General features: G+C 63.9%; 17 protein-coding genes. 9 read left to right on the forward strand and 8 right to left on the reverse strand.

From position 1 onward, the window contains the following. Positions 1-29: 29 nt before the first annotated feature. Together P6U25_RS22150 and P6U25_RS22155 are read left to right on the forward strand one after the other, a co-directional pair. Complete coding sequence (locus P6U25_RS22150) at positions 30-1718, forward strand: ATP-binding protein (RefSeq protein ID WP_407152579.1); 1689 nt, start codon at positions 30-32, stop codon at positions 1716-1718. Positions 1719-1836: 118 nt separating this feature from the next. Beyond that, positions 1837-2415: a peroxidase-related enzyme gene (locus P6U25_RS22155; RefSeq protein WP_407146894.1), complete on the forward strand. Its 579-nt coding sequence runs from the start codon at positions 1837-1839 to the stop codon at positions 2413-2415. A gap of 104 nt (positions 2416-2519) precedes the next feature. Here the strand turns inward: P6U25_RS22155 and P6U25_RS22160 are convergent, their stop codons facing one another. Further along, a complete protein-coding gene (locus P6U25_RS22160) occupies positions 2520-3146 on the reverse strand; it encodes a ParB-like protein (RefSeq protein WP_407146895.1) in 627 nt (208 codons plus the stop codon). 389 nt (positions 3147-3535) lie between these two features. On the opposite strand from P6U25_RS22160, the gene P6U25_RS22165 reads away from it, so the two are divergent. From P6U25_RS22165 to P6U25_RS22190, 6 genes are all read left to right on the forward strand, one after another. Continuing rightward, the gene (locus tag P6U25_RS22165) at positions 3536-3877 is read left to right on the forward strand and encodes a hypothetical protein (RefSeq protein WP_407146896.1); all 342 of its coding nucleotides are present in this window, start codon (positions 3536-3538) and stop codon (positions 3875-3877) included. Positions 3878-4160: 283 nt separating this feature from the next. Continuing rightward, positions 4161-4460, forward strand: a complete 300-nt coding sequence (locus P6U25_RS22170; RefSeq protein ID WP_024582229.1) for an acyl carrier protein — start codon at positions 4161-4163, stop codon at positions 4458-4460. Between the two features lie 9 nt (positions 4461-4469). Beyond that, positions 4470-4943, forward strand: coding sequence for a 3-hydroxyacyl-ACP dehydratase FabZ family protein (locus P6U25_RS22175; protein ID WP_407146897.1), 474 nt, complete (start codon positions 4470-4472; stop codon positions 4941-4943). After that, positions 4936-6123 (forward strand): beta-ketoacyl-ACP synthase, encoded by a 1188-nt coding sequence (locus tag P6U25_RS22180; RefSeq protein ID WP_407146898.1) that lies wholly within the window; start codon positions 4936-4938, stop codon positions 6121-6123. The genes P6U25_RS22175 and P6U25_RS22180 overlap by 8 nt, the downstream gene beginning before the upstream one ends. Before the next feature lie 27 nt (positions 6124-6150). Beyond that, positions 6151-7428, forward strand: coding sequence for a beta-ketoacyl-ACP synthase (locus tag P6U25_RS22185; RefSeq protein WP_407146899.1), 1278 nt, complete (start codon positions 6151-6153; stop codon positions 7426-7428). Positions 7429-7450: 22 nt separating this feature from the next. After that, entirely contained in the window at positions 7451-8386 is a 936-nt protein-coding gene (locus tag P6U25_RS22190) for a lipid A biosynthesis lauroyl acyltransferase (protein ID WP_407146900.1), read from the forward strand. Positions 8387-8537: 151 nt separating this feature from the next. Here the strand turns inward: P6U25_RS22190 and P6U25_RS22195 are convergent, their stop codons facing one another. The 7 genes from P6U25_RS22195 to P6U25_RS22225 all read right to left on the reverse strand — a co-directional run bounded on the left by P6U25_RS22195 (position 8538) and on the right by P6U25_RS22225 (position 17008). Continuing rightward, the gene (locus P6U25_RS22195) at positions 8538-9647 is read right to left on the reverse strand and encodes a polyamine ABC transporter substrate-binding protein (RefSeq protein WP_407146901.1); all 1110 of its coding nucleotides are present in this window, start codon (positions 9645-9647) and stop codon (positions 8538-8540) included. A 7-nt stretch (positions 9648-9654) separates the two neighbouring features. Continuing rightward, positions 9655-10824, reverse strand: a complete 1170-nt coding sequence (locus P6U25_RS22200; RefSeq protein ID WP_407146902.1) for an aminotransferase — start codon at positions 10822-10824, stop codon at positions 9655-9657. 8 nt (positions 10825-10832) lie between these two features. Further along, positions 10833-11162 carry a rhodanese-like domain-containing protein gene (locus P6U25_RS22205; protein WP_407146903.1) on the reverse strand — a complete coding sequence of 110 codons (330 nt, stop codon included), beginning with the start codon at positions 11160-11162 and terminating at the stop codon, positions 10833-10835. A 118-nt stretch (positions 11163-11280) separates the two neighbouring features. Continuing rightward, on the reverse strand, positions 11281-13206 hold the full coding sequence (locus P6U25_RS22210) for a potassium transporter Kup (protein ID WP_407146904.1): 1926 nt from the start codon (positions 13204-13206) through the stop codon (positions 11281-11283). A gap of 153 nt (positions 13207-13359) precedes the next feature. Continuing rightward, complete coding sequence (locus tag P6U25_RS22215) at positions 13360-15258, reverse strand: potassium transporter Kup (protein ID WP_407146905.1); 1899 nt, start codon at positions 15256-15258, stop codon at positions 13360-13362. A 113-nt stretch (positions 15259-15371) separates the two neighbouring features. Next, entirely contained in the window at positions 15372-16202 is an 831-nt protein-coding gene (locus tag P6U25_RS22220; RefSeq protein ID WP_407146906.1) for a flagellar motor protein MotB, read from the reverse strand. 32 nt (positions 16203-16234) lie between these two features. Further along, positions 16235-17008 (reverse strand): motility protein A, encoded by a 774-nt coding sequence (locus P6U25_RS22225; protein WP_280979499.1) that lies wholly within the window; start codon positions 17006-17008, stop codon positions 16235-16237. 275 nt (positions 17009-17283) lie between these two features. Here P6U25_RS22225 and P6U25_RS22230 point away from each other — a divergent pair, with 275 nt between their 5' ends. After that, positions 17284-18261, forward strand: a complete 978-nt coding sequence (locus P6U25_RS22230) for an NADPH:quinone oxidoreductase family protein (RefSeq protein ID WP_407146907.1) — start codon at positions 17284-17286, stop codon at positions 18259-18261. The last annotated feature ends 160 nt before the right edge of the window (positions 18262-18421 follow it).

An 18421-nucleotide genomic window follows, 5' to 3' on the forward strand; every position in this document is an offset into this window, starting at 1 on the left:
TGCGCGGCTCGCAGGCCCGGGTCGGGCTGATGGCCACTGGCCAGATGCCACTTTCGGAAATGCGTGCGACGGTCGGCCGGTTCGTCAGCATCCGTTGTGCGACCTCGGTCATCGTCGCCATGATCACCGAAGTCTCGTGCGAGGACCTGCCGCCTTCCGACACCTATGTCGCGACCGCATCGGTCGACCTGCTCGGCGAGATCCTCGGTGGCGAGCGCCCCAAGTTCCAACGTGGCGTCACCCACTATCCGACGATCGGCGACGGCGTCGAGCTGATCACCAACCAGGAGCTGCGCACGGTTTACGCGCCGAACGGCTCGGACCAGATCAACGTCGGCACGCTGCAGCAGGACCGCTCGGTGATTGCCTATGTCGATGTCGAGGAAATGCTCTCCAAACACTTCGCGGTGCTCGGCTCGACCGGCGTCGGCAAGTCGACCGGCGTGTCGCTCCTGCTCAACGAGATCCTGAGGTCGCGGCCGAACCTGCGCATCTTCCTGCTCGATGTTCACAACGAATACGGCCGCTGCTTCGGCGAGCGCGCGCAGGTGCTCAACCCGCGAAACCTGAAGCTGCCGTTCTGGCTGTTCAACTTCGAGGAGATCGTCGACGTGCTGTTCGGCGGGCGCCCGGGCGTGCCCGACGAACTCGACATCCTCGCCGAAGTGATTCCGCTCGCAAAGGGCATCTATACCCAATACCAGAGCTCCGACCGGGTCGGCCTTGGGTTGAAGCGTGTTGACCCCAAGCAAGTCGGCTACACCGTGGATACGCCGGTGCCCTATCGCCTCGTCGACCTGATCTCGCTGATCGACGAGCGCATGGGCAAGCTGGAGAACCGCTCCTCGCGCATCATCTATCACAAGCTGATCTCGCGCATCGACACCGTGCGCAACGATCCGCGCTACGCCTTCATGTTCGACAACGCCAATGTCGGCGGCGACACCATGGCGGAAGTGATCAGCCACTTGTTCCGCCTGCCGGCCAACGGCAAGCCGATGACCATCATGCAGCTCGCCGGCTTCCCGGTCGAAGTCGTCGATTCCGTCGTGTCGGTGCTGTGCCGCATGGCGTTCGATTTCGGCCTGTGGAGCGACGGCGTCTCGCCGATGCTGTTCGTCTGCGAGGAGGCGCATCGCTACGCCTCTGCTGACCGCAACATCGGGTTTGGTCCGACCCGCAAGGCGGTGTCGCGCATCGCCAAGGAAGGCCGCAAATACGGCGTCTATCTCGGCCTCATCACCCAGCGTCCAGCCGAGCTCGACGCCACCATCATCTCCCAGTGCAATACGCTGTTCACGATGCGCCTTGCCAACGACCGCGACCAGGCGCTGCTGCGCTCCGCGGTGTCGGACGCAGCAGCCAACCTGCTGTCGTTCGTGCCCTCGCTCGGCACCCGCGAGGTGCTGGCGTTCGGCGAAGGCGTGGCGCTGCCGACGCGGCTGCGCTTCAAGGAGGTTCCGCCGCATCAGGTGCCGCGCGGCGAAGCCACCATCGCCACGGTGCCGTCGGTCACCGCCGGCCACGACCTGCATTTCGTCAGCGCCGTGCTGGAACGCTGGCGCGGCGCCACCTCGCATCGCGACGCGCTCGGCGATTCCGGCGCCAACGACCGGGCGCCGCCGCGCTCGCTCGCTCCGGCGGAAACCCCGATGCTCCAGCCCTCGCTCGGGCTCGATCCGGATCGCTTCTCGCTGCTGAAGAAGCCGCTGCGCTAGCCCGCCGTCATCCGCCGACAAGGACCACGGCCGCGGGCCGATGCGCCTTGCACCGCGGCGATCATCCACTATGGTTTCGGATGACGCCGCATTCCTGCGGCATGCCGGAAACCATCTCATGACCCAGCCGACCGCAAAGCGTTTCGCTCCACCCGCTCTCGACAAGCTTCCCGATGACATCCGCACGCGTATCCTCGCGGTACAGGAGAAGTCGGGTTTCGTGCCGAACGTGTTCCTGTCGCTGGCCTATCGCCCCGACGAATTTCGCGCGTTCTTCGCCTATCACGACGCGCTGATGGAGAAGGACAGCGGGCTCTCCAAGGCCGAGCGCGAGATGATCGTGGTCGCGACCAGCGCCGCCAACCAATGCCAGTATTGCGTGATCGCCCATGGCGCGATCCTGCGCATCCGCGCCAAGAACCCGCTGATCGCTGACCAGATCGCAACCAACTACCGCAAGGCCGATATTACGCCGCGGCAGCGCGCGATGCTCGATTTCGCGATGAAGGTGAGCCGCGCGGCCGAAGAGGTCTCGGAGGCCGACTTCGCCGCCCTCGCCGCTCACGGCTTCAGCGACGACGACATCTGGGATATCGCCGCGGTCGCGGCGTTCTTCGCGCTCTCGAACCGGATGGCCAACGTCACCGCAATGCGTCCGAACGACGAGTTCTACATGCTCGGGCGGCAGCCGAGGTAGATCCCGCCTGGGCCGACTGGAGCAGGATCATCCGCGTCTCGGCGCGCCATCCTGGTCGGAGGTTCGGCGGCGCCGGATCCGACACCGACGCACGCCAAGGTTGATCAGTCGTCCGATGCCGGCCCGCACCAACCCGGCAGGTAGACCGCATCCTTGCTGCGTCCGAGCGCCAGCCCCTTCTCCAGCGCCTTCTCGAAATTGTTCTCCACCGTCTTTCGCGGGATATGCCGGCGCAGGAAATCCGCCCACAGGAATTCACTGAACGGCGTCGTGTCCTTCGCGAAGCCGCCGGCCCGGCGCATCTCGCCGGCCAGGCTGCGGAACGGATCGTCCTTCAGATCCTTGATCGTTTTCGGAATGTCCTTGAAATGCCGCCGTTCGCCCTTGGCATCGTAAGGGTAGACCCAGCGCTTGTTGTCCATCACGCCCCAGAACACGTCACGTTCGACCATCGTCAGGTCGCCGATCACCGTGACCAGGATGTCCTTCACGCCCTCTTCGTGCAGCGCACGCGCCATGTGATGGTGATCGACGACGTAGTACCGATCATCCGGCCCATGGACTACGGGGATCATATGCTTGCCGAGCAGTTCCGCGCGCTTCTTGTCGGAGGCGTGCTCGCGCCAGCGCTTCCGCTTCTCCTTCACCTCATGCATGCCGACCGTCATCTGGGTCGGCCGCAGCGACAGGATCGGTACCGGCTTGACGTAGGGCTCGCGCGTATGGGCCATGATTTGTGCTCCCCTTAGCCGGCATCGCCGGCCGGGTTCCATTATGACATGACGTCTCAGCGGAGTGAAAGGCCAGCTTCGCGCGATTGACCGCAACGCGTGGACGCGGAAATCATCCGTTCGAGGCGCGGTCGTATCGTTTCGGGATATGACGCCGTTGCAGCGCAAACTGTGCATGCGCGAAAGTCATCCGACCATTCCGACATCCGCAGCGGCCATCGCCCGCTGAGATTCTCCGGCCTTTAGCGATGGTCGGCTCAGGATCCGCGACGGCTGGTTCCACGCCAGGGTTTGGCGCATGAATACCACCTCCGCGAGCACTAAGATTTTAGGTGAGGAGCACGGCGAACGTGCTACATATTGGTTGCGACGCGACCGGACTAACAGCAGTGAAAACGCAGCGGCCAATCACCTCGGATGAGGAGCACGTGGTGCTCAAATTCCGGCCGCGTACCTCAGCGCAAACGCCCGGCAAGCATCAGGAGCCGACCCGGCCGGTCCGTCCGGCGTCAGTCGCCAATGACTTGTCCCGCTACGAGAAGCCGCGCGAGGAGCCCGACGACTTCCGCCAGCGCATGCTTGCCAACGTCGCCGCCTTCGCCTTCACGGTCGCGCTCACCGCGATCGGGATCTGGCTCGCCGTGAGCATCGCCGACCTCCGCAAGACCCAAGACTGCGTGCTGATGGGCCGGCGCGACTGCGCGAAGATTTCGGTGATGCCGCGAAGCTAGCGCATGATCCGGAAAGGCGTGAGGCGGCTTCCCTCAAGAGCGTTCAAACAAGGAGCCGAAGCGCGAGGACGCTTCCATGCAATCTCATCGCGCCTCGGGCTGGCCGGAACCCCTGCCCGGAAAAACAGCCCCCTGCCGGGTCGGCCAGCTCCATTGAACTAACGGCCCCGCTCCGATATACGGGCACACGACTCCGGCAACAAAACTAGGGGAGGCTGGGGCGACGCATCCGTTTTCTCCGAAGCCGCTCCGGAATTACCCCCAATATATCAAAGGCTTAATGATGTCCTCCACATTCGAGCAGATCGCCAACATTATCGCGGAGACCTGCGATATTCCGCGCGACACGATCAAGCCGGAGAGCCATGCGATCGACGATCTGGGAATCGACAGCCTCGACTTCCTGGACATCGCCTTCGCCATCGACAAGGCGTTCGGAATCAAGATGCCGCTCGAGAAGTGGACCCAGGAGGTCAACGACGGCAAGGCGACCACGGAGCAGTACTTCGTGCTGAAGAACCTCGCCGATCGCATCGACGAGCTGGTCGCGGCCAAGAACGCGGGCACGGGCACGGGCTCGTAATCGCCCGCCATGCAGCTTGACACTTTTCAGCTCATTGACCGGATCGTCGACCTCAACCTCGACGCCAAGACGATTACGGTCGAAGCGCAGGTTCCGGCGACGCACAGCATTTTCCAAGGGCATTTTCCGGGTTTCCCCATCATGCCCGGGGTGCTGCTAACCGAAGCGATGGCGCAGAGCTCGGGATGGCTCTTGCTCGGCCTGTTGAAGTTCGAACGCATGCCGTTTCTCGCAATCGTAAAGGAAGCGAAGATGCGGGGCTTCGTCAGCCCCGGTCAGCTCTTGACGATCGATGCAAAGCTCGAGCACGAAGGCTCAGGCTTTGCGGTCACGAAGGCCAAAGGCCGCGTCGGCAAGGACTTGAAGTGCAGCGCTGAAATAACCTTCGGCCTTACACCCTTCCCCGATCCCGCCCTCCGCGTCCACATGGATGCGATGGCCAACAAGATCGGATTCCCGCTGCAGGCAATTGCCCATGGCTGAGCCAAAAGAAGTCTGGATCACAGGAATTGGTCTGCTGTCCTCGCTTGGCGAGGGGTTGGACGCGCATTGGGAGGCACTGGCCGCCAAGCGCGTCAACGTCGATGAGCAGCGCATCGCGCCTTACGTGATCCACCCGATCGCCCCGGTCAGCTTCGACGCTCAGATCCCCAAGAAAGGCGATCAACGCCAGATGGAGATGTGGCAGCGCATCGGCACCTATGCGGCCGGCCTTGCGCTCGACTCCGCCGGCGTCAAAGGCAATCAGGAAATCCTGTCGCGGATGGACATGATCATCGCGGCCGGTGGCGGCGAGCGCGATCTCACGGTCGACCTGGCGATCATGAATGCCGACGCGCAAGGCAACTTGCCGTCCGGCGCCATCAACGAGAAGCTGATGAACGAGCTGCGGCCGACGCTGTTCCTGGCGCAGCTCTCCAACCTGCTCGCCGGCAATATCGCGATCGTCCACGGCGTGTGCGGCACCTCGCGCACCTTCATGGGCGAGGAAGCCTCGAGCATCGACGCGGCGCGCAACGCGGTCGCCCGCATCGGCGCCGGCCAGAGCGACATCGCCTTGGTCGGTGCCGCCCACAACGGCGATCGCGGCGACCTCTTGATGCTCTATCAATTCGGCGGCTTCAGCCTGAAGGACCGGTATGTGCCGGTCTGGGCCCGCAAGGACAAGCCGGGGTTCGCAATCGGTTCGGCCGGCGCATTCTTGGTGATGGAATCGCGCGAGCATGCCGAAGCCCGCGGCGCGAAGCCCTACGCCAAGTTGACCAAGGTGGTGGCCGATCTCGCCCGGCGCAAGGAATCCGGCGCCCTGACACGATCGCTGCAGGCGATGTGGCCGCAGCTCGGGGTCAACGACGAGCATCCGGTCCTGATCACGGGAGCGACCGGTGCCGAACCCGCCACCGCGGAAGAGCGCGCCTTCCTGAGCGAACATCCCGGCCTCGCAGTACGGGCCACCGGGACGACCTTCGGCCATTTGGTTGAAGCGCAGTTTCCGCTCGGGCTGGCGCTCGCCGCATTGTCGATCTCGCGTGGAGCGCTCTACCCGGCCAACGATCCGACCGGGTTCGAGGTTGAAAAGGCGGATGCACCAACCCAGATTGTCGTCATGGGGGCCGGTCACTACCAGGGCGAAGGCATGGCGCTGGTCGAGGCCGTCAAGTAGGTCTGGCGCAGCACCGACGGGGAAACCATGACAGCACCACGCGATAAATTCGGCCGGCCGATCGTTGTCGTGACCGGCATGGGAATCGTGACCTCGCTCGGCGCGGGCAAGACGGACAACTGGAAGCGGCTGACGGCGGGCGAATCCGGCATCAAGACCGTAACGCGCTTCCCGATTGACGGCATGAAGACGACGATGGCCGGTGCGGTTGATTTCGTCACGGTCGATCCGTTCTCGTCGACCAGTCTTTCCGAACGCCTCGCGGTGATGGCCACCGAGGAAGCGCTCGAGCAATCCGCCATCGGCAGCAAGGGCGATTTTCCCGGTCCGCTGTTTCTGGCCGTTGCCCCGATCGAGACCGAATGGCCGCAACGGCTGGAGGTCGCGCGCGCCGTCGAGACCAAGGATTTCGGACTAGTTGAGTATCTGGCAGCCTGCGGCAGCGGCAAGTTCACCAGTTTCCATCGCCGTTTCACCTTCGGCTCCGTCGCGCTCCATCTCGCGGAAACCTTCGGCACCAAGGGGTCGCCGATTTCGCTGTCGACGGCCTGCGCGTCCGGTGCAACCGCGATCCAGCTCGGCGTCGAGGCGATCCGACGCGGTGAGGCCGATGCGGCGCTGTGCATCGCAACCGACGGTTCGGTCAATCCGGAAGCCATGGTGCGCTTCTCGCTGCTGTCGGCCCTCTCGACCCAGAACGATCCGCCACAGGGCGCCTCGAAGCCATTCTCGAAGAACCGCGATGGTTTCGTTATGGCCGAAGGTGCCGGCGCGCTCGTGCTCGAAAGTTACGACGCCGCGATGGCGCGTGGCGCAACCATCCTCGGCGTCGTCGCCGGCTGCGGCGAACTCACCGACTCCTTCCACCGCACGCGTTCGAGCCCGGATGGCAAGCCTGCGATCGGCTGCGTGCGCAAGACGCTTGCCGATGCGGGCATGGAGCCGAACCAGATCGACCACATCAACGCGCACGGCACATCGACGCCGGAGAACGACAAGATGGAATATCTTGCGACCGCGGCAGTGTTCGGCGAACACACGCCCAATATCCCCGTGTCGTCGAACAAGTCGATGGTAGGCCACACCATCTCGGCGGCCGGCGCGGTCGAGGCGATCTTCTCGCTGCTCACGCTTGAGCATCAGCGGATTCCGCCGACCATCAACTACGAGGTGCCTGATCCGGCAATCCCGTTCGACGTAGTCGGTAACAAGGCGCGCGACGCCCGCGTCACCGCCGTGATGTCGAACTCGTTCGGTTTCGGCGGGCAAAATGCCTCGCTGATCCTCACGCGCGAACCCGCCTGAGCCCACGCTCTCGCTGCGCGCGATGAACCGCCTGCTCCTTCGCACCAGGGCGCGCCTTCGCGATGCCGCGAAGCCGATAACCGAGGTTGCGGTCGGCGCGCTGACGATCGGCCTGTTGCGGGCCACGCGCTATTTCGATCCGGACAAGACGGCGGACTTCTTCGGCCGGGCCGCCCATTTCATCGGCCGCAGGTTGCGCGAGGACCGCATCGGCCGCGAGAACCTCAGGGCGGCGTTCCCGGAAAAGTCGCCGGAGGAAATCGAGACGATTCTCGCCGGCGTCTGGCATAATCTCGGCCGTCTCGGCGCCGAGTTCGTCCATCTCGATCACATCTGGGACTACGATATCGATCACCCGGAGAAGTCCAGCCGGATCGAAGTCTCGCCTCGCAGCAAGGAGCTGTTCGATCAGCTCCGCGACGACGGCAAACCGGCGCTGTTCTTCGCCGCGCATCTCGGCAACTGGGAGCTTCCAGCGCTTGGCGCGGTGGCCCACGGGCTCGATGCCGCAATCCTGTTCCGCCGCCCGAACATCGAATCCGCCGACCGCGCCATCGAACGCATCCGGGCGGTCAAGATGGGAACGCTGATCCCGGCCGGCCGAAACGCACCGCTACGGCTCGGACAGGCCCTGCAGAACGGCCAGCACGTTGCGATGCTGGTCGACCAGTACCTCACCAACGGCGTTCCGGTCACCTTCTTCGGCCGCAAGACGACCGCCAATCCGCTGCTGGCGCGTCTGCGCCGCCTCGTCGACTGCCCGATCCATGGCACCCGCATCATCCGCCTGCCCAACAACCGATTCCGTGCCGAGCTGTCGGAGGAAGTGAAGCCGGTGTTCGATGCATCCGGCCAAATCGACATCCAGGGCACGATGCAGGCGGTCACCGATGTCGTCGAGGGCTGGGTTCGCGAATATCCGGATCAGTGGCTCTGGCTGCACCGGCGCTGGCGATAAGGCCAAACCCTTGGTTACGTCATTGGGTCGCGCGAACGCGTGCCCGATGACAGGCTTCGCGAAGCAATCCATCTTGCCGTTTGTAGAACCACGGATTGCTTCGTCGCCAGCGCTCCTCGTAATGACGGTGTACGGCGCGCCGACGAGAACGTCACCGCCCCGTCTTCACCCGGGTCCACAGCCGGTTGATGATCCGCTGGGTCGCGGGGTCGCGCGCCGTGATCACGAACAGCTTCTTCTGCATCGCCTCGTCGGGATAGATGTTCTTGTCGTTGAATATCTTCGGATCGATCAGCTTCTGGCTCGCCAGATTGCCGTTGGCGTAGGACAGGAAGTTCGAATTCTTCGCCGCAACATCTGGGCGGTAGAGGTAGTTGATCAGCGCGTAGGCCTCCTCGACATTCTTCGCGTCGGCAGGGATCGCGAGATTGTCGAAGAACATCTGCGCTCCCTCCTTCGGGATCGTGTAGCCGATCTCGATGCCGGACTTGGCCTCCGCTGCGCGGCTGCGCGCCTGCATGATGTCACCCGACCATCCGACCACGAAGCAGATCTCGCCCGAGGCCAGCGCGCTGAGATATTCGGACGAATGGAATTTGCGCACATAGGGCCGGATCTTCATGACGAGCTCGGCGGCCTTCTCGAGGTCCGCCTGCTTGGTCGAATTCGGATCGAGCCCGAGATAGTTCAGAGCCGCCGGCAGGATATCGTCGGGGGAATCCAGCATGTGGATCCCGCAATCCCTGAACTTGGCGAGGTTCTCCGGCTTGAACACCATCTCCCAACTGTCGATCTTGGCGTCGGGCCCCAGGACCTGCTGTGCCTTCTTGACGTTGTAGCCGATGCCGGTGGTGCCCCACATGTAGTTGGCGCCATACGTATTGCCGGGGTCATAGGTCGCAAGCTGCTTGGTCACCACGGGCCACGCATTGGCGAGGTTGGGCAGCTTCGACTTGTCCAGCGGCAGAAGCACCTTCGCAGTGATCTGACGCTGCAGGAAATAGCCGGTCGGCACGACGACGTCGTAGCCCGACCTGCCGGCGAGCAGGCGGGTCTCGAGCGTCTCGTTGGCGTCGAACGTGTCGTAGACAACCTTGATGCCGGTTTCCTTGGTGAAATCCTCCAAAACCCCGGGCGCGATATAGTTCGACCAGTTGTAGAAGTTGACCGTGCGCTCTTGCGCATGGACGGAGACGGACAACAGCAACGCCGCGGCGACGACACCGATCAGGCACACGTGACGACGGCTCTGCTCTCGCATTCCGGGCTTACCTCCTGCGGCGGTGGACCGCATCCGACAGACGCTCCAATGCCGCATCGAGCGTGGCGTCCTTCTTGGCGAAACAAAAACGCACGACCGACGTCACCGCGTCCTGTTCATAGAATGCCGACACCGGGATCGCCGCGACCTTGTAGTCCTTGACGATACGCCAACAGAACTCCGCATCGGTCTCGTTGAGGCCGAGCGGCGACAGGTCCACGGTGAGGAAATAGGTTCCCTGTGACTTCAGCACTGGAAAGCCGAGGCTTTCGAGCCCCTTGGTCAGGCGGTCCCGGCTCCGCGCCATATCCTTGCGCATGTCCAGGAAGTAATCGTCGGGCTTGTTGAGGCCGTAGGCCACGGCCGCCTGCAGATTTGGTGCGGTCGTGAAGGTGAGGAACTGGTGCACCTTCGCTGCGACCCGCAACAGCGGCGGCGCAGCGCAGACGAAGCCGATCTTCCATCCCGTCAGCGAGAAGATCTTGCCGGCGCTGCCGACCTTGATCGTGCGGTCGCGCATGCCCGGGATCGTGATCAGCGGGATGTGCTCGCGTCCGTCGAACACCACGTGCTCCCAGACCTCGTCGCAGATCGCGACGCTGTCGAACTCCTGGCAGAACCGCGCGAGCAGTTCGAGGTCCTCACGCGGATAGACCACGGCCGCCGGATTGAGCGGGTTGTTGAACAGCACCGCCTTGGTCTTGCGATTGAACGCGTTCCTCAGCATCTCCTCGTTCAGCCGCCAGTGCGGCGGCTCCAGACGCAGCAGCCGCGGAATGCCGCCGGCCTGCCGGATGATCGGCAGATAGGAATCATAGACCGGCTGAAACACGATCACTTCGTCGCCGGGCTCGACGACGGCGAGGATCGCGGAGGTCAGCGCCTCGGTGCCCCCTGACGTCACCATCACCTCGGTCATCGGATCGAGCGCGAGGCCGTGCCAGCGGCCATAGTGTGAGGCAATCGCCTGACGGAGCTCCGGAATGCCCATCATCGACGGATACTGGTTGTAACCGTTCACCGAAGCGTCCGCGGCGGCGCGGCGGATATCCTCCGGCCCGGGATCGTCGGGAAAGCCTTGTCCGAGATTGATGGCGTTGTTGTCGCGAGCGGCTTGCGACATCGCCTCGAAGATCGTGACTGGAAGGTCTGCGAAGACCTTGTTCATGGAGGTCATGTCGAGGATCAGCCGCCCGTCCTGGTGGGCAATCCCGCAGCCTTCCAGCCGATGATGCCGCCGGCCAGATGCTTGTCGTAAGGCAAGCCGGCCGCCTGGGCGGCCAGCGAGGCTGTCACCGAGCGCTTGCCGGAGCGGCAGGCAAACACCACCTGCTTGCCCTGTGGATCCGGAATCGCCGCCGGGTCGAAGGTCGACAGCGGCACGACGACGCCATCGGGATAGGCCTCGACGGCGACCTCATTCGGCTCGCGGACGTCGACCAGGAGATAGCGACCTTCGGCTACTCCCTTTGACACCTCGTCCGGAAACAAATCTTGCACCTTGTGGTCCGCCACGGAAAAATCCTCCCGATATCAGAATGGCCGGCTGCGCGCCCCGCCGGTCCGGGCCGCAAAGTCGCCTCTCGCGCTGAGAAAATCAAGCGCCCAAAACGGGTTACGGCCCTGCGTTGAGCTAGATCGTGACCTGGGTGCCGACCTCGACCACCCGCCCGGTGGGGATCTGGAAATAGTCGGTGGCATCGTTGGACGCGCGGCTCAAGGCAATGAACAGATGGTCCTGCCAGCGCGGCATGCCGGAATGGGCGGCCGGCTTCAGCGCTCGGCGGGACAGGAAGAACGACGTCGACATGATGTCGAACTGCCAGCCGAGCTTGCGAGCGATCGCCAGCGTCTTCGGCACGTTCGGCGATTCCATGAAGCCGAACTTCAGCGTCACCTTGGAGAAGGTTTCGCTCAATTGCTCCATCCGAACCCGCTCGGCGGGATCGATGCGCGGCGTCGGCGCGGTTTCGATGGTGAGGATGACGTTCTTCTCGTGCAGCACCTTGTAGTGCTTGAGGCTGTGCATCAGCGCGGTCGGCGCGCTGACGGGATCGCTGGTCAGGAACACGGCAGTGCCGGAGACCCGCTGCGGCGGCCGCTTTTCCAGCATCGCGACGAGATCGGCGAGCGGGAATTCCAGCTTGCGCGACTTCTCGAACAACAGCCGGCTACCGTGACGCCAGGTGTACATCACGATGATCATGGCGCCGCCGAGCGCCAACGGCACCCAGCCGCCCTCGAATACCTTCAGGAGATTGGCGGCAAGGAAAGTGAGATCGAGGAACAGGAACGGCGCGACCAGCGCGGCGGCCGCGATCGGTGACCACCTCCAGACCCGCCAGATCACGACAAAGCCCATCATCGCCGTCACCACCATGGTGCCGGTCACGGAGATGCCATAGGCCGAGGCGAGCGCGCTTGACGAACGGAACATCAGGACCAGCACGATGACCGCGATGAACAGCATGCGGTTGATGCGCGGCATATAGATCTGCCCGGAATGCGCTTCCGAGGTGTGGCGGATTTCGAACCGCGGCAGCAGGCCCAACTGGATCGCCTGGCGCGTCAGTGAATAGGCACCGGTGATAACCGCCTGGCTCGCGATCACGGTCGCTACCGTCGCAAGCGCAACCATGGGGATCAGCGCCCAGTCCGGGAACATCAGGAAGAACGGGTTCTCGATACCCTTGGGATCACCGATCAGGAGCGCGCCCTGCCCCAGATAGTTCAGCGCCAGCGACGGCAGCACGATGACCAGCCACGCGGTCTGGATCGGCCGCTTGCCGAAATGGCCGAGATCGGCATAGAGCGCCTCGGCACCGGTCACGGCAAGGAAGACGGCACCGAGCGTGATGAAGCCGATCACGCCGTGATGCAGCATGAACGACACCGCGAGGGCCGGATTGAAAGCGTACAAGACTTCCGGATGCCGCACGATCTGTGGCAGCGCGGCGGTCGCAATCAGCGCGAACCATACGCACATCACCGGGCCGAAGAACGCGGCGACGCGGGCCGTGCCCCGCGACTGCACCGAGAACAGCACGACCAGGATGACCACCGTGATCGGCACGACATAGGGATCGAAGGTCGCGGTGACGAGCTTGATGCCTTCGATCGCTGACAGCACCGAGAGCGCCGGGGTGATGACGGCGTCGCCGTAGAACAATGCGCCGCTGATGATGCCGAGCAGCACGATCACGGCGGCGCCCCTGGTCGCGGCACGCTGTGCCAGCGCCATCAGCGCCAGCGTACCGCCTTCGCCGTTGTTGTCGGCCCGGAGCAGGATCACGACATATTTCAGCGTGACGACGACGATCAGCGCCCAGAGGATCAGCGAGATCACGCCGAGCACCACATGGGCGGTTACGCCCGCTTCACCGCCGCTCGCCGCGACGACAGCCTCACGCAGCGCGTATAGCGGGCTGGTGCCGATGTCGCCATAAACGACACCGATGCTGCCGAGCATCAGCGCCTTGAAGCCTGCAGTGGAATGCGCCTCGCCATGCCCATTGGCCGCGGGCGTTTCCGCCGCGGTGATCGCACTCTCGGATGACATGGGAAGCCGTGCCTCTACCTTCTACCGCACCGCACAATACAAGGCGCGGGCTATACTCCCGGCCGGAATGCATAGGTTAGCCCGGATTCAGGCCCCGGCTATGCATTTGATGCATGGGTTGATGCGTGCTTTTCTGTGATTCCTATAGCCGTGTCAGATAGTTACCTGAGTACCGACTTCAACGACCCGCCCGGTCGGGATCTGGAAATAGTCGGTGGCATCGTTGGCCGACCGGCTCATCGCGATGAACAGGTGATCCTGCCACTGCGGCATGCCGGATTGCGCCGCCGGCTTCAACGAACGGCGCGACACGAAGAACGACGTCGCCATGATGTCGAACTGCCAGCCGAGCTTGCGGGCGATCGCCAGCGCCTTCGGCACGTTCGGCGATTCCATGTAGCCAAAGCGCAGCCGCACGGTGGAGAACTTGTCGCTGATCTTCTCCATGTTTACCCGCTCGGAGAGATCGACGCGCGGTGTCGGCGCAGTCTCGATGGTCAGGATCACGTTGTGCTCGTGCAGCACCTTGTTGTGCTTGAGATTGTGCAGCAGCGCGGTCGGCACGAAGTTCGGGTCGCTGGTGAGGAATACCGCCGTGCCTTTCACGACATGGGGCGGCCGCTTCTCCAGACTGTGGATCAGATCGCGCAGCGGCACCTCGGTGCGGCGGGTCTTCGCCACCAGGATCGCGGCGCCGCGCAGCCAGGTCCAGATCATGATCGCGACAGTCGCGCCGAACAGCAGCGGTACCCAAGCGCCCTCGAGCAGCTTCAGCAGGTTGGCGCTGAAGAAGGTCATGTCGATGATCACGAACGGCAGGATCAACGCCGCCGCCGACGCCACGCGCCAATTCCACAATTTCCAGATCACGATGAAGCCCATGATGCCGTCGGCGACCATGGTCGTGGAGACCGCGATGCCGTAAGCGGAAGCGAGCCCGCTCGAGGTCCGGAACAGCAGCACCAGCAGCAGCACACCGATCAGCAGCAGCCGGTTGACGCGCGGCAAATAGATCTGGCCGGCATGGGTCTCCGAGGTGTAGCGGACCTCGAAGCGCGGCAGCAGCCCGAGTTGCACCGCCTGGCTGATCAGCGAATAGGCGCCGGTGATGACGGCCTGGCTTGCGATCACGGTCGCTACCGTCGCGAGCACCACCAGCGGCAGCAGCAGCACATCCGGCACCATCCGGTAGAACGAGTTCTCGATCGCGGCCGGATCGGACAGCACCAGCGCGCCCTGCCCGAAATAGTTCAGCAGCAGCGACGGCAGCACGAAGAACAGCCAGCCGGACTGGATCGGCTTGCGGCCGAAATGCCCGAGGTCGGCGTACAGCGCCTCGCCGCCGGTCACCGCGAGGAACACCGCGCCCAGCGTCACCAGGCCGATGGTACCGTGGGTCAGCACGAACTGGACCGCGTAGTACGGATTGATCGCCGCCAGCACCGACGGATTGTCGGAGATATGTGCGAGCCCCATCGCCGCCAGCGTGGCGAACCACACCACCATCACCGGCCCGAAGGCGGAGGCGACCCGCGCGGTGCCGCTGCTCTGCACCGAGAACAGCAGGACGAGAATCAGGATCGTCAGCGGCACCACATAGTGCTCGAGATGCGGGGTGGCGAGCTTGAGGCCTTCGACTGCCGACAGCACCGAGATCGCCGGCGTGATCATGGAATCGCCGATGAACATCGAGGCGCCGATCACGCCGAGCACCAGTAGCGGCCAGCTCCGGCTTCCGATCGCGCGCTGGCCGAGCGCCATCAGGGACAGCGTGCCGCCCTCACCGTTGTTGTCGGCGCGCAGCAGCAACAGCACGTATTTCGCGGTGACGACGGTGAATAGCGCCCACAGAATCAGGCTGAGCACACCGAGCACCATGATGCGGGTGACCGGCTGGCCGTGCGCGGCGCCGCCTACCGCCTCGCGGAATGCGTAGAGTGGCGAAGTTCCGATGTCGCCAAACACCACGCCAATGCTGCCCAACGTCAGGGCCCAGAAGCCCGAGGTGCCTTGCCCCTCTTGGGCTTCGGTGGATGAGACGCTGACAGCCATGGCGAGGTTGGAACGCTCGATCGGTTGATTTGATCCGCGCGGCTATCGACGCTTCCGTCGCGCGTGTCAACAGAGCAACACAGCCGCGCCTACAGCAACATGATACCTCAGATTTACGGTTTCAAGTCTGGCGGCAACGGTGGATTTTCGCGCATTAACGTGATGGTCACGCGACGATTGGCGGGAAGCGTTGGATCGTCGGGAAACAGCGGTTCGCCGTCAGCCTTGCCGGAAACCGCGAAAATATGGGACGGCGGCAATCCTTCCCGCTCCAGGATCTGGCGCACCGCATTGGCGCGGTCCGCCGACAGGTCGAAGCCGTCGTAATCGCTGCGCGCAGGCACGAAACCTGCGGCAGTATGTCCTACGATCGCAATCCGGAGCGGCGTCGCCTTCAGCGGCGCGGCGAGCTTCTGGATCAGCCGGCGGGTGCGGTCATACGGCTCCCTGGAGCCGTCGGCGAACATCGAGCGGCCATCCTGGTCGACGATCTCGAGGTTGAGTCCCTCTTTCGTCTCCTCGAACATGATGTTCTTGGAGATCTCGGTCAGCTCAGGCATGTCCTGCAGCGCCTGCCTCAGCGAAGCGGAGGCCAGTGCAAACTCGCGGTCGATCTTTAGCCGGGCGCCATTGATCTGACTGCGCTCCTTCTCGTCCGGAGTAGGATTGGCGGAGGACTCCTCCGGCGAGATGTGGTCGACATTCTTCAGCTTCGGCCGCGTCGGCAGGCCATCGGACTCGACGATGCCGGAATAGCGCACGTTGCTCTGCACGCCGAAGGCATCGCGCATCGAGCCGGCGACGATCTTCAGCTTGTTGTTGTCCATGGTGGAGAAGGCGACGAGCATCACGAAGAAGCTCATCATCAGTCCCATCAGGTCGGCGAAGGTCACGAACCAGCCGTGACCTCCGGTGTGGGCGTCGCCGCGCTTCTTCTTTGCCATCGCTGCTGTCCCGAGAGCGTCGGTCCGGATCGTCAAGCCGGAACGGGCTCACCCTCCTCCTGGCGGTGTTTCTCCGGCAGATAGGCCAGCAGCATTTCACGGACCAGCGCCGGGCTCTTGGAATCGCGGATCATCAGGATGCCGTCGATGATCAGCGTGCGGTTGGTCTCCTCGTCGAGCAACTTGCCGTGCAGCTTGTCGGCGATCGGCAGGCAGAACAGGTTGGCGACCAGCGCGCCGTACAGCGTCGCGAGCAGCGCGGTGGCCATGAACGGGCCGAGCTTGGAGGGGTCGGTCATGTTGGCGAACATCTGCACCATGCCGATCAGCGTGCCGATCATGCCGAAGGCCGGCGCGCAGTCGCCGATCGCGCGGTAGATCTTGCTGCCTTCATCGAGGTGCATCAGGAAATTGTCGCGATCGCGTTCCATGTTGTCGCGGATGAATTCGAGGTCGTAACCGTCGGCGACATAACGGATTCCCTTGGCGAGGAACGGCTCGTCGGTCTCGACCTTTTCGAGCCCGACCGGGCCCTGCTTGCGGGCGATCTCGGCGATGCGGGCGAGCTCGTCGACGAGGTCGCGCGCCGACAGCCGGCTCATGGTGAAAGCATATTTTGCGCCGAGCGGCAGGCCATGCAGCATCACACCGAGCGGGAAGCGGATCATGGTCGCCGAGATCGAGCCGCCGAAGATGATGATGATGGCGTGCTCGGAAATGAACATGTGCAGGTCGCCGCCCATGAACATCATGACCGAAATGACAATCGTGCCAGCCAACAGCCCGGCGCCTGTCATGATATCCATCAGAGACTCCAACGCGAACGCGACAGCCGCCTGTCCTGGACGGCGCGCAGCCCAACGCGGGCCGCGTGGAAAAACCCTAGCGTTGCTGCCATTAAGGACGCGTTACTGAATTCGGTAGGGATAACAACGGGTAAATGCGCCTCTTTTCGTGATGTCGTTGAAGATGCTGGCTTTCCGCAACGACCGTCGCGGCATGCGCGAAGGGCCTCCCCGTAGAACAACGGACATGACATACCTTCTCTCATCAGAGGAAACGAACCAGCGAGCAGGACACAATGAAGGCGGTCGTCGTCGAGCAATATGCGCCCATTGACCAGATCGGACTGAAGGAGATCGCCGCGCCCGAACCTGGGCCGGGACAGATCCGGGTCCGGGTGCAGGCCGCGAGCATCGGCTTCGTCGATGGATTGAAAGTCGAGGGCCGCTACCAGACCAGAGATCCCCTGCCCTTCACCCCCGGCGCCGAGTTCGCCGGCGTGGTCGATGCCGTCGCCGACGGCGTCACCGGCATTGCGCCGGGCATGCGTGTGATGGGCGCGGCGCGCTCGGGCGCACTCGCCGAGCAGATCGTCGTGCCGGCCGCCGCGGCCGAGATCATGCCCGACGGGCTGTCGATGGAGGCCGGCGCTGCCTTCCGCACCAACTACCTCACCGCGCTCTACGCGCTCGGCGAACGCGGCCGGCTGCGCACCGGCGAGCAGTTGCTCGTCCTCGGCGCCGCCGGCGGCACCGGGATTGCCGCGATCCAGATCGGCAAGCTGCTCGGCGCGCGCGTCATCGCCGCGGCCTCGACCGAAGAGAAGCGCAACTTCGCCGCAAGCTTCGGCGCCGATGCGGTCGTCGATTACACGAAGTCCGACTGGCGCGATGCGCTGAAAGAGGCGAGCGGCGGCCACGGCCCCGACGTGATCTTCGACCCCGTCGGCGGCGAGGTCTCCGTGCAGGCCTTCCGTTCGATCGCCTGGAACGGCCGTCATCTCGTGGTGGGGTTTGCCGCCGGCAGCATCCCTGCGCTGCCGTTCAATCTGCCGCTGCTGAAAGGCGGCCTGTTGATCGGCGTCGACGCCGCCCAAATCGCGCGCCGCGAACCGGACGCGCAAACGCGCGTGATGACGCAATTGTCGGCCTGGCTGAACGATGGCAAACTGACGCCCGTCGTCGGCAAGGTTTTCACATTTGATGACTTCCGCGCCGCGTTCAAGACCATGCAGACCCGCGCCGCGCTGGGGAAGATGGTCGTGAAGATCGGGTAGTAGTAGAGGACGCACGACGGTGAGAATAGTTTTCGCTCGATGTCTCACGCCGTCATTGCGAGGAGCCAACGGGTCGCGCGAACGCGCGCCCGATGACAGGCTCCGCGACGAAGCAATCCATTGTGTCACATATGCGGAACCATGGATTGCTTCCGCCTTC

It is taken from the genome of Bradyrhizobium sp. ORS 86 (genome assembly GCF_045571475.1).
Classification (GTDB): Bacteria; Pseudomonadota; Alphaproteobacteria; order Rhizobiales; family Xanthobacteraceae; genus Bradyrhizobium.